Origin of the sequence: Pseudomonas sp. PAMC 29040, assembly GCF_003994535.1 — a bacterium.
GTDB classification, from domain to species: domain Bacteria; phylum Pseudomonadota; class Gammaproteobacteria; order Pseudomonadales; family Pseudomonadaceae; genus Aquipseudomonas; species Aquipseudomonas paraversuta.
The window spans coordinates 321,578-333,663 of the sequence record NZ_RZAA01000003.1 but is presented as its reverse complement, the minus strand read 5'-3'; the positions used below and the strand labels follow the sequence as shown (position 1 = coordinate 333,663).

General features: G+C 59.4%; 11 protein-coding genes. All 11 read left to right on the top strand.

The annotated features are described in order from the left end of the window. Positions 1-185: 185 nt before the first annotated feature. The 11 genes from WG29040_RS06885 to nuoL all read left to right on the top strand — a co-directional run bounded on the left by WG29040_RS06885 (position 186) and on the right by nuoL (position 12,079). Positions 186-599 carry an NADH-quinone oxidoreductase subunit A gene (locus tag WG29040_RS06885; protein WP_003446990.1) on the top strand — a complete coding sequence of 138 codons (414 nt, stop codon included), beginning with the start codon at positions 186-188 and terminating at the stop codon, positions 597-599. 10 nt (positions 600-609) lie between these two features. Next, complete coding sequence (locus WG29040_RS06880) at positions 610-1,284, top strand: NADH-quinone oxidoreductase subunit B family protein (protein WP_003446989.1); 675 nt, start codon at positions 610-612, stop codon at positions 1,282-1,284. A 73-nt stretch (positions 1,285-1,357) separates the two neighbouring features. Further along, positions 1,358-3,142, top strand: a complete 1,785-nt coding sequence (nuoC, locus tag WG29040_RS06875) for an NADH-quinone oxidoreductase subunit C/D (RefSeq protein WP_003446985.1) — start codon at positions 1,358-1,360, stop codon at positions 3,140-3,142. 2 nt (positions 3,143-3,144) lie between these two features. Next, positions 3,145-3,642 carry an NADH-quinone oxidoreductase subunit NuoE gene (gene nuoE, locus WG29040_RS06870; protein ID WP_010656198.1) on the top strand — a complete coding sequence of 166 codons (498 nt, stop codon included), beginning with the start codon at positions 3,145-3,147 and terminating at the stop codon, positions 3,640-3,642. Continuing rightward, the gene (gene nuoF / locus WG29040_RS06865) at positions 3,639-4,994 is read left to right on the top strand and encodes an NADH-quinone oxidoreductase subunit NuoF (RefSeq protein ID WP_003446981.1); all 1,356 of its coding nucleotides are present in this window, start codon (positions 3,639-3,641) and stop codon (positions 4,992-4,994) included. Before nuoE ends, nuoF begins: the two co-directional genes overlap by 4 nt. A 132-nt stretch (positions 4,995-5,126) precedes the next feature. After that, positions 5,127-7,841, top strand: coding sequence for an NADH-quinone oxidoreductase subunit NuoG (gene nuoG / locus WG29040_RS06860; protein WP_003446979.1), 2,715 nt, complete (start codon positions 5,127-5,129; stop codon positions 7,839-7,841). Further along, positions 7,838-8,845 (top strand): NADH-quinone oxidoreductase subunit NuoH, encoded by a 1,008-nt coding sequence (gene nuoH / locus WG29040_RS06855; protein ID WP_003446978.1) that lies wholly within the window; start codon positions 7,838-7,840, stop codon positions 8,843-8,845. Before nuoG ends, nuoH begins: the two co-directional genes overlap by 4 nt. Positions 8,846-8,857: 12 nt before the next feature. Then, positions 8,858-9,406: an NADH-quinone oxidoreductase subunit NuoI gene (nuoI, locus tag WG29040_RS06850; protein ID WP_003446975.1), complete on the top strand. Its 549-nt coding sequence runs from the start codon at positions 8,858-8,860 to the stop codon at positions 9,404-9,406. A 9-nt stretch (positions 9,407-9,415) separates the two neighbouring features. Beyond that, entirely contained in the window at positions 9,416-9,919 is a 504-nt protein-coding gene (gene nuoJ / locus WG29040_RS06845; protein WP_003446971.1) for an NADH-quinone oxidoreductase subunit J, read from the top strand. 1 nt (position 9,920) lies between these two features. Further along, the gene (gene nuoK, locus WG29040_RS06840) at positions 9,921-10,229 is read left to right on the top strand and encodes an NADH-quinone oxidoreductase subunit NuoK (protein ID WP_003446970.1); all 309 of its coding nucleotides are present in this window, start codon (positions 9,921-9,923) and stop codon (positions 10,227-10,229) included. Beyond that, the gene (nuoL, locus tag WG29040_RS06835; RefSeq protein ID WP_003446968.1) at positions 10,226-12,079 is read left to right on the top strand and encodes an NADH-quinone oxidoreductase subunit L; all 1,854 of its coding nucleotides are present in this window, start codon (positions 10,226-10,228) and stop codon (positions 12,077-12,079) included. Before nuoK ends, nuoL begins: the two co-directional genes overlap by 4 nt. The last annotated feature ends 7 nt before the right edge of the window (positions 12,080-12,086 follow it).

The following is a 12,086-nucleotide window of genomic DNA, read 5'->3' as shown; positions in this document are numbered from 1 at the left end:
CGTGGCCTGGACAGTCTTTATGGATGTCTCTACCACTAAAGGATTGAATTAATTCATCTTAGAAAATTTACTTGCCGGGTGTTTAGCCATAAAATCCCGGCCATCAATAGCGCTGCGACATATCGTCACTGCTTTATTTCTTTTTTAAGCTCAGAGACCTTTGCTCTCTGTTAAGGATTACCAGCATGCCCGAAGCGACAGGACTCATAGCCCACAACTGGGGCTTTGCCATTTTCCTTCTCGGTGTTGTCGGCCTTTGTGCCTTCATGCTCGGCGTCTCCAGCCTCCTCGGGTCAAAAGCCTGGGGGCGCAGCAAAAACGAACCGTTCGAGTCGGGCATGCTACCTACCGGTGGCGCCCGCTTGCGGCTCTCAGCCAAATTCTATCTGGTCGCGATGCTGTTCGTGATCTTCGATATCGAAGCCCTTTTTCTCTTTGCCTGGTCTGTGTCTGTTCGCGAAAGCGGCTGGACCGGATTCGTCGAAGCTCTCGTTTTCATAGCAATTCTGTTGGCAGGCCTTGTCTACCTATTTCGGGTGGGTGCTCTTGATTGGGCACCGGAAGCTCGTCGTAAGCGGCAGGCCAAGCTGAAACAATGAGGCTTTGGCGATGCAATACGAACTCACCAGGATCGACCCGGATGCTCCTAACGAGCAGTACCCGATCGGCAAACGGGAAACCGTTTCCGATCCGTTAGAAGATCAAGTCCACAAAAACATCTTCATGGGCAAGCTTGAGGACGTACTGAACAATACGGTCAATTGGGGACGTAAGAACTCCCTGTGGCCGTACAACTTCGGTCTGTCCTGCTGCTACGTGGAGATGACCACCGCCTTCACGGCGCCCCACGACATCGCGCGCTTTGGCGCCGAAGTTATCCGGGCATCGCCGCGTCAGGCGGATTTCATGGTTATTGCCGGTACCTGCTTCATCAAGATGGCGCCGATCATTCAGCGTCTCTATGAGCAAATGCTTGAGCCTAAATGGGTTATTTCCATGGGTTCTTGCGCCAACTCCGGTGGCATGTACGACATTTACTCCGTGGTTCAAGGGGTCGACAAGTTCCTGCCCGTGGACGTTTACGTGCCTGGCTGCCCACCCCGCCCAGAGGCTTTTCTGCAGGGCTTGATGCTCTTGCAAGAGTCGATTGGCCAGGAGCGTCGCCCACTTTCCTGGGTTGTCGGCGAACAAGGCGTTTATCGCGCCGAGATGCCGTCACAAAAGGAACAGCGCCGTGAACAGCGTATTCAGGTGACCAACCTGCGCAGCCCCGACGAAGTCTGATCCAGCTCTGCTTCTTTAATAGAACGAGACACTGGCTTCATTCTTTACGTTGACCGAAAGCGATAAAAAAACCATGACTACAGGCTCCGCTCTGTACATCCCGCCTTATAAGGCTGACGACCAAGATGTGGTTGTCGAACTGAACACCCGTTTTGGCCCTGAGGCATTCACTGCCCAGGCCACGCGCACCGGCATGCCGGTGCTTTGGGTTACCCGCGCAAAACTGGTTGAAGTACTGACCTTCCTGCGCAACCTGCCAAAACCTTACGTCATGCTCTACGACTTGCACGGTGTGGACGAACGTCTGCGCACCAAGCGTCAGGGCCTGCCATCGGGTGCCGACTTCACCGTCTTCTATCACCTGATGTCGCTTGAACGTAACAGCGACGTCATGATCAAGGTGGCGCTGTCCGAAAGTGACCTGAGCGTGCCGACCATCACCGGTATCTGGCCGAACGCCAACTGGTACGAGCGTGAAGTCTGGGACATGTTCGGTATCGACTTCAAAGGCCACCCGCACCTGTCGCGCATCATGATGCCGCCGACCTGGGAAGGTCACCCGCTGCGCAAGGACTTCCCGGCCCGGGCCACTGAGTTCGATCCGTACAGCCTGACCCTGGCCAAGGTTCAGCTGGAAGAAGAAGCCGCCCGTTTCAAACCCGAAGACTGGGGCATGAAGCGTTCCGGGGAAAACGAGGACTACATGTTCCTCAACCTCGGCCCCAACCACCCTTCTGCTCACGGTGCCTTCCGCATCATTCTGCAGCTGGACGGTGAAGAGATCGTCGACTGCGTGCCAGACGTCGGCTACCACCACCGTGGTGCCGAAAAAATGGCCGAGCGCCAGTCCTGGCACAGCTTCATCCCGTACACCGACCGTATCGACTACCTCGGCGGCGTGATGAACAACCTGCCGTACGTGCTGTCGGTCGAGAAGCTGGCGGGCATCAAGGTACCGGATCGGGTAGACACCATCCGCATCATGATGGCCGAGTTCTTCCGTATCACCAGCCACCTGCTGTTCCTGGGGACATACATCCAGGACGTGGGCGCAATGACCCCGGTGTTCTTCACGTTTACCGACCGTCAGCGCGCATACAAGGTGATCGAAGCCATCACCGGCTTCCGTCTGCACCCGGCCTGGTACCGCATCGGCGGTGTTGCCCACGACCTGCCGAACGGCTGGGAACGCCTGGTCAAGGAATTCATCGACTGGATGCCCAAGCGTCTGGACGAGTACCAGAAAGCCGCTCTGGACAACAGCATCCTGCGTGGCCGTACGATCGGCGTCGCCGCCTACAACACCAAAGAGGCCCTGGAATGGGGCGTCACGGGTGCCGGCCTGCGTTCGACCGGTTGCGATTTCGACCTGCGCAAGGCGCGTCCGTATTCCGGCTACGAGAACTTCGAGTTTGAAGTCCCGCTGGCGGCCAACGGCGATGCCTACGACCGCTGCATCGTGCGCGTCGAAGAAATGCGCCAGAGCCTGAAAATCATCGAGCAGTGCATGCGCAACATGCCGGCCGGGCCGTACAAGGCGGATCACCCGCTGACCACGCCGCCGCCTAAAGAGCGCACGCTGCAGCACATCGAGACCTTGATCACGCACTTCCTGCAAGTTTCGTGGGGCCCGGTAATGCCGGCCAACGAATCCTTCCAGATGATCGAAGCGACCAAGGGCATCAACAGTTATTACCTGACGAGCGATGGCGGCACCATGAGCTACCGCACCCGGATTCGCACCCCAAGCTTCCCGCACCTGCAGCAGATCCCTTCGGTGATCAAAGGCGAAATGGTCGCGGACTTGATTGCGTACCTGGGTAGTATCGATTTCGTTATGGCCGACGTGGACCGCTAAGCATGAACAGCACGCTTATCCAGACAGACCGTTTCGCCCTGAGCGAAACCGAGCGCTCGGCCATCGAGCACGAGCTGCATCACTACGAAGATCCGCGCGCTGCGTCGATCGAAGCCCTGAAGATCGTTCAGAAGGAACGCGGCTGGGTGCCCGATGGCGCGCTTTACGCCATCGGTGAAATGCTCGGCATCCCCGCCAGCGACGTTGAAGGCGTGGCCACGTTCTACAGCCAGATCTTCCGTCAGCCAGTGGGCCGTCACATCATTCGCGTATGCGACAGCATGGTCTGCTACATCGGTGGCCACGAATCCGTGGTCAGCGAAATCCAGAGCAAGCTGGGCATCGGCCTGGGCCAGACCACTGCAGACGGCCGCTTCACGCTGCTGCCAGTGTGCTGCCTGGGCAACTGCGACAAGGCGCCGGCGTTGATGATCGACGACGACACATTCGGTGACGTACAGCCTGCTGGCGTCGCCACGTTGTTGGAGGGCTACCCATGACCCTGACTTCTTTCGGCCCTGCCAACCGTATCGCGCGGTCGCCGGAAACCCATCCTCTGACCTGGCGTCTGCGTGACGACGGCGAGCCGGTATGGCTTGACGAGTACCAGGCCAAGGACGGTTACGCTGCAGCCCGCAAGGCATTCGCCGACATGGCCACGGACGACATCGTCCAGACCGTGAAAGACGCCGGCCTCAAGGGTCGAGGCGGCGCCGGCTTCCCTACCGGGGTGAAGTGGGGGCTGATGCCCAAAGACGAATCCATGAACATCCGTTACCTGCTGTGTAACGCCGATGAGATGGAACCCAACACCTGGAAAGACCGCATGCTGATGGAGCAACTGCCCCATCTGCTGATCGAAGGCATGCTGATCAGTGCCCGCGCACTGAAAACCTACCGTGGCTATATCTTCCTGCGTGGCGAATACACCACCGCCGCCAAGCACCTCAACCGTGCGGTCGAAGAAGCCAAGGCTGCGGGCCTGCTGGGCAAGAACATCCTGGGCTCGGGGTTTGACTTCGAACTGTTCGTTCACACCGGCGCCGGGCGTTACATCTGCGGTGAAGAAACCGCACTGATCAACTCCCTCGAAGGCCGTCGCGCCAACCCGCGCTCCAAGCCGCCGTTCCCGGCAGCCGTGGGCGTATGGGGCAAGCCGACTTGCGTGAACAACGTTGAAACCCTGTGCAACGTGCCAGCCATCATCGGCAACGGCGTTGACTGGTACAAATCCATTGCCCGCGAAGGCAGCGAAGACATGGGCACCAAGCTCATGGGCTTCTCCGGCAAGGTCAAGAACCCCGGCCTGTGGGAACTGCCGTTTGGCGTGACCGCCCGCGAGCTGTTCGAAGACTATGCCGGCGGCATGCGCGACGGCTTCAAGCTCAAGTGCTGGCAGCCGGGCGGTGCCGGTACCGGCTTCCTGCTGCCGGAGCACCTGGACGCACAAATGTACGCCGGTGGCATCGCCAAGGTTGGCACCCGTATGGGTACCGGTCTGGCCATGGCCGTCGACGACAGCGTCAACATGGTGTCCCTGCTGCGCAACATGGAACAGTTCTTCTCTCGCGAATCCTGCGGTTTCTGCACCCCGTGCCGTGATGGCCTGCCATGGAGCGTCAAGCTGCTGATGGCCATCGAGAACGGTGAAGGTCAGCCCGGCGATATCGAGACCCTGCTGGGTCTGGTCGGCTTCCTCGGCCCTGGCAAGACGTTCTGTGCTCACGCACCGGGTGCCGTGGAGCCATTGGGCAGCGCGATCAAGTACTTCCGTCCAGAGTTCGAAGCCGGTATTGCGCAAGCAAAACCCGGAGTTCCGCCTCTGGCACGCCCGATTGTTATCGGCGCGTAACGCTCTGAAGGAGAGCGGTCCGTGCCGCTCTCTGATCGTTCGATAACGCCGTAAGGCTGAGTTGCTTCGAACGCATAACAAGATTCCATTAGCCACGCCCGCTGACACCGGGCCAACGAAGACCTTTGAACCATGGCCACTATCCACGTAGACGGCAAAGATCTCGAAGTCGATGGGGCAGACAACCTGTTACAGGCGTGTCTGTCGCTAGGCCTCGATATCCCGTATTTCTGCTGGCACCCTGCCCTGGGCAGTGTTGGCGCTTGCCGCCAATGCGCCGTCAAGCAGTACACCGACGAGAACGACAAGCGTGGTCGTATCGTCATGTCATGCATGACCCCGGCCACCGACGGTAGCTGGATCTCCATCGACGACGAAGAGGCGAAAGTGTTTCGCGCCAGCGTTGTTGAATGGCTGATGACCAACCACCCGCACGACTGCCCTGTGTGCGAAGAAGGCGGTCACTGTCATCTGCAAGACATGACCGTGATGACCGGCCACAACGAGCGCCGTTATCGCTTCACCAAGCGTACTCACCAGAACCAGCAACTGGGCCCGTTCATTTCCCACGAAATGAACCGCTGCATCGCCTGCTATCGCTGCGTGCGCTTCTATAAAGACTACGCCGGCGGCACCGACCTCGGCGTATTCGGCGCCCACGACAACGTGTACTTCGGTCGCGTTGAAGACGGCGTGCTCGAAAGCGAATTCTCGGGCAACCTCACCGAAGTCTGCCCGACCGGCGTGTTCACTGACAAAACCCACTCCGAGCGCTACAACCGCAAGTGGGACATGCAGTTTTCACCCAGCATCTGCCACGGTTGCTCCAGCGGCTGCAACATCAGCCCGGGTGAGCGTTATGGCGAATTGCGCCGCATCGAAAACCGCTTCAACGGTTCGGTCAACCAGTACTTCCTGTGTGACCGTGGCCGTTTCGGCTATGGCTACGTCAACCGCACAGACCGCCCGCGCCAGCCATTGCTGGCCGATGGCAGCAAACTGAGCCTCGACGCGGCACTGGACAAGGCTGCCGACCTGCTGCGCGGTCGCAACATCGTCGGTATCGGCTCGCCACGTGCCAGCCTCGAAAGCAACTACGCGTTGCGCGAACTGGTCGGCGCCGAGCACTTCTACTCGGGCATCGAAGCCGGTGAGCTGGAGCGCATCCGTCTGGTGCTGCAAGTTCTGAAAGACAGCCCGTTGCCAGTGCCGAACATGCGCGAGATCGAAGATCACGACGCCATTTTCGTCCTTGGCGAAGACCTGACCCAGACCGCCGCCCGTATGGCGCTGTCGCTGCGTCAATCGGTCAAGGGCAAGGCCGAAGAAATGGCCGACGGCATGCGCGTACAGCCATGGCTCGATGCTGCAGTCAAAAACATCGGCCAACACGCCCTGTACCCGTTGTTCATCGCCAGCCTGGCTGAAACCAAGCTCGACGACGTTGCCGAAGAATGCGTACACGCAGCACCGGATGACCTGGCCCGTATCGGTTTCGCCGTGGCCCATGCCATCGACGCCAGCGCGCCTGCCGTCGCCGGTCTGGATGCAGAAGCCCTGGAGCTGGCACAACGCATCGCCAACGCCCTGCTGGCAGCCAAACGCCCACTGATCATTGCCGGTACTTCCCTGGGCTGCAAAGCCCTGATCGAAGCCGCAGGCAACATCGCCAAAGCCTTGCACCTGCGGGAAAAGGCCGGTTCCATCAGCCTGATCGTTCCGGAAGCCAACAGCCTTGGCCTGGCCATGCTCGGTGGCGAATCGCTGGACGCGGCCCTGCAAGCAGTGACTGACGGTAAAGCCGACGCCATCGTAGTGCTGGAAAACGACCTGTTCACCCGGGTTGATGCAGTCAAGGTCAATGCTGCGCTGGATGCGGCCAAAGTGCTGATCGTTGCCGATCATCAAAAGACCGCGACCACCGACCGTGCCGACCTGGTTCTGCCAGCCGCCAGCTTCGCTGAAGGCGACGGTACGCTGGTCAGCCAGGAAGGCCGTGCCCAGCGCTTCTTCCAGGTGTTCGACCCGACTTACCTGGACGCCAGCATTCTGGTTCACGAAGGCTGGCGCTGGTTGCACGCCCTGCGCAGCACCCTGCTGAACAAGCCGGTTGACTGGACCCTGCTGGACCACGTGACTCAGGCCACTGCTGCGAGCACTCCAGAGTTGGCGCGCATCGTTGATGCCGCACCTTCTGCTGCGTTCCGTATCAAAGGTATGAAACTGGCCCGCGAACCGCTGCGTTACAGCGGCCGTACCGCCATGCGCGCCAATATCAGCGTGCATGAGCCTCGCACCCCACAAGACCCGGACACCGCGTTCGCCTTCTCGATGGAAGGTTACTCGGGCTCCGTCGAACCGCGCCAACAGGTTCCGTTTGCATGGTCGCCGGGCTGGAACTCGCCACAAGCGTGGAACAAGTTCCAGGACGAAGTCGGTGGTCATATCCGTGCTGGCGACCCGGGCACCCGCCTGATCGAAAGCAAGGGTGATTCGCTGAACTGGTTCGCCGGCATTCCGGGCGCATTCAACCCGGCACGCGGCACCTGGCAAGTAGTGCCGTTCTTCCACCTGCTGGGCAGCGAAGAGAACTCTTCCAAAGCCGCGCCGGTTCAAGAACGCATTCCGGCGGCTTACATCGCGCTGGCCAAGGCCGAAGCCGATCGTCTGGGTGTCAATGACGGCGCTCTGCTCAGCCTGAACGTTGCCGGTGTGACCCTGCGTCTGCCGCTGCGGATCAATGAAGAGCTGGGTTCAGGTCTGGTGGCATTGCCTGCAGGTCTTGCCGGCATCCCGCCTGCGATCTTTGGTCTTACCGTTGACGGTTTGCAGGAGGCAGCCCAATGACCTGGTTTACGCCTGAAGTGATCGACGTAATTATCTCGGTACTCAAAGCAGTGGTCATCCTGCTTGCCGTGGTGGTCTGCGGCGCGCTGTTGAGCTGGGTCGAGCGTCGTTTGCTCGCCCTCTGGCAGGACCGTTACGGTCCGAACCGGGTTGGCCCGTTCGGCGCGTTTCAGATTGCCGCCGACATGATCAAGATGTTCTTCAAGGAAGACTGGACCCCGCCGTTTGCCGACAAGGTGATTTTCACCCTGGCACCGGTGGTAGCCATGAGCGCCTTGCTGGTCGCCTTTGCGATCATCCCGATCACCCCGACCTGGGGCGTGGCGGACCTGAACATCGGCATCCTGTTCTTCTTCGCCATGGCCGGTCTGTCGGTGTACGCGGTGTTGTTCGCCGGCTGGTCCAGCAACAACAAGTTCGCCTTGCTGGGCGCCTTGCGCGCCTCGGCCCAGACCGTGTCCTACGAAGTGTTCATGGGCCTGGCGCTGATGGGCATCGTGGTCCAGGTTGGCTCGTTCAACATGCGCGACATCGTTGAATATCAAGCGCAGAACATGTGGTTCATCATTCCGCAGATCTTCGGCTTCCTGACCTTCTTCATCGCTGGCGTCGCCGTGACTCACCGTCACCCCTTCGACCAGCCCGAAGCCGAGCAGGAACTGGCCGATGGTTACCACATTGAATATGCCGGCATGAAATGGGGCATGTTCTTCGTTGGTGAGTACATCGGGATCGTGTTGATCTCGGCGTTGCTGGTGACTTTGTTCTTCGGTGGCTGGCATGGGCCTTTCGGCATCCTGCCGCAGATTCCGTTTATCTGGTTCGCCCTGAAGACCGCGTTTTTCATCATGATCTTCATCCTGCTGCGCGCTTCCATTCCGCGCCCACGGTATGACCAGGTGATGGATTTCAGCTGGAAGTTCTGCCTGCCGCTGACCCTGATCAATTTGCTGGTAACCGCCGCAGTCGTGTTGTTGAACACGCCCGCCGGCGCGGTTCAGTGAGGATAGAGACCCATGTTCAAGTATCTGTTTGACATCGTGCATGGCACCTACACCCAGCTTCGCAGCCTGGTGATGGTGTTTGGCCATGCCTTCCGCAAGCGTGACACGCTGCAATACCCGGAAGAAGCGGTCTATCTGCCACCGCGTTATCGCGGGCGGATCGTCCTGACCCGCGACCCGGACGGCGAAGAGCGCTGTGTAGCCTGCAACCTGTGCGCCGTAGCGTGCCCGGTGGGCTGCATTTCGCTGCAAAAAGCCGAAACCGAAGATGGCCGTTGGTACCCGGAGTTTTTCCGCATCAACTTCTCACGCTGCATTTTTTGCGGCCTGTGTGAGGAAGCCTGCCCGACCACCGCAATCCAGCTGACTCCGGATTTCGAGATGGCCGAGTTCAAACGTCAGGACCTGGTGTACGAGAAAGAAGATCTGCTGATCTCCGGCCCCGGCAAGAACCCTGATTACAACTTCTATCGTGTTGCGGGTATGGCCGTTGAGGGCAAGCCGAAAGGCGCTGCCCAGAACGAAGCCGAGCCGATCAACGTGAAGAGCTTGCTGCCTTAAGGAAGAACGATGGAATTCGCTTTCTATTTCGCATCGGGTATCGCTGTAGTGTCCACGTTACGTGTGATCACCAACACCAACCCCGTGCATGCCCTGCTCTACCTGATTATTTCGCTGATTGCCGTGGCGATGACGTTCTTCAGCCTTGGCGCACCGTTTGCCGGTGTGCTGGAAGTGATCGCCTACGCCGGCGCCATCATGGTGCTGTTCGTGTTTGTGGTGATGATGCTCAACCAGGGCCCGGCCTCGGTTCAGCAGGAACGCATCTGGCTCAAGCCCAATATCTGGATCGGACCGACCATTTTGTCCGCCCTGCTGCTGGCCGAACTGCTGTACGTGCTGTTCGCCCATCAGAGCGGTGCTGCAATCGGTCAAACCACCATCGATGCAAAAGCCGTGGGCATCAGCCTGTTCGGCCCGTATCTGCTGGTAGTCGAACTCGCCTCGTTTCTGTTGCTTGCAGCAGCAGTGACGGCGTTCCACTTGGGCCGTAACGAGGCGAAGGAGCAATAACATGCCAGGAATACCTCTCGAACATGGTCTGGCCGTTGCCGGTGTCCTGTTCTGCCTCGGTCTGGTCGGCCTGATGGTACGTCGCAACATTCTCTTCGTATTGATGAGTCTGGAAATCATGATGAACGCCGCTGCATTGGCGTTCATCGTTGCCGGTGCACGCTGGGCGCAGCCGGATGGACAAGTGATGTTCATCCTGGTGATCACCCTTGCAGCAGCCGAGGCCAGCATTGGCCTGGCGATCCTGCTGCAGCTGTATCGCCGTTTCCATACGCTTGATATCGATGCTGCCAGTGAGATGCGCGGATGAACCTTCTCTTTCTGACTTTCGTATTCCCCCTGATCGGCTTTTTGCTGCTGTCGTTCTCCCGTGGACGCTTCAGCGAAAACCTCTCGGCCCTGATCGGCGTCGGCTCCATTGGCCTCTCGGCCATCGTGGCTGCCTATGTGATCTGGCAATTCAACGTTGCACCGCCTGAAGGCGGTCACTACACACAAGTGCTGTGGCAGTGGATGTCGGTGGAAGGCTTCAAGCCCAACTTCGCCCTCTACCTGGACGGCCTGTCGGTGACCATGCTCGGCGTGGTTGTCGGCGTCGGCTTCCTGATCCACCTGTTCGCCTCCTGGTACATGCGCGGTGAAGAGGGCTACTCGCGCTTCTTCGCGTACACCAACCTGTTTATCGCCAGCATGCTGTTCCTGATCCTGGGCGATAACCTGTTGTTCCTGTACTTCGGCTGGGAAGGTGTGGGCCTGTGCTCGTACCTGTTGATCGGTTTCTACTACAGCAACCGCAACAACGGTAATGCCGCACTCAAAGCCTTTATCGTGACCCGTATCGGCGACGTGTTCATGGCCATCGGCCTGTTCATCCTGTTTCAGCAACTGGGCACGCTGAACATTCAGGAGCTGCTGGTTCAAGCGCCGCTGAAGTTCCAGGCCGGTGACTTCTGGATCGTATTGGCGACCCTGATGCTGCTGGGCGGCGCGGTCGGCAAATCGGCACAACTGCCACTGCAAACCTGGCTGGCAGATGCGATGGCCGGTCCTACCCCGGTTTCGGCACTGATCCACGCCGCAACCATGGTAACCGCGGGCGTTTACCTGATTGCCCGTACCCACGGTCTGTTCACCCTCGCTCCGGACATCCTGCACCTGGTGGGTATCGTCGGCGGCGTGACCCTGGTACTGGCCGGTTTCGCCGCACTGGTACAAACCGACATCAAACGTATCCTCGCCTACTCGACCATGAGCCAGATCGGCTACATGTTCCTGGCGCTGGGCGTTGGTGCATGGGACGGTGCGATCTTCCACCTGATGACCCACGCCTTCTTCAAGGCCCTGCTGTTCCTTGCTTCCGGTGCGGTGATCGTTGCCTGCCACCACGAGCAGAACATCTTCAAGATGGGCGGCCTGTGGAAAAAACTGCCACTGGCCTACGCCAGCTTCATCGTCGGCGGCGCGGCACTCTCTGCCTTGCCACTGCTGACGGCCGGCTTCTACTCCAAGGACGAAATTCTTTGGGAGGCCTTCGCCAGCGGCAACAACGAACTGCTGTATGCCGGCCTGGTCGGCGCGTTCATGACCTCGCTGTACACCTTCCGCCTGATCTTCATCACGTTCCACGGTGAAGCCAAGACTGAAGCCCACCCGGGGCATGGCGTTTCCTACTGGCTGCCGCTGGGGGTACTGATCGTACTGTCGACCTTCATCGGCGCCATGATCACTCCGCCACTGGCCGGTGTTCTGCCACAAAGCGTCGGCCATGCCGGCGGCGAAGCCAAGCACAGCCTGGAAATCGCTTCGGGCGCCATCGCCCTGGCCGGTATCCTGCTGGCCGGCTTGCTGTACCTGGGCAAGCGCCGCTTCGTCACCTACGTTGCCAACAGCGCCATTGGCCGCTTCCTCACGGCCTGGTGGTTCGCCGCGTGGGGCTTCGACTGGCTGTACGACAAACTGTTCGTCAAACCTTACCTGTTGATCTGCCGCTTGCTGCGCAAAGATCCTCTGGACCAGACCATTGGTTTGATCCCGAAGATGGCCAAGGCCGGGCATAACGCCCTGAGCCGTAGCGAAACCGGACAACTGCGTTGGTACGCTGCTTCTATGGCCGCCGGTGCTGTACTGGTCATGGGCGCCATCGTTTTGGTAGCGGTCTGATATGAAC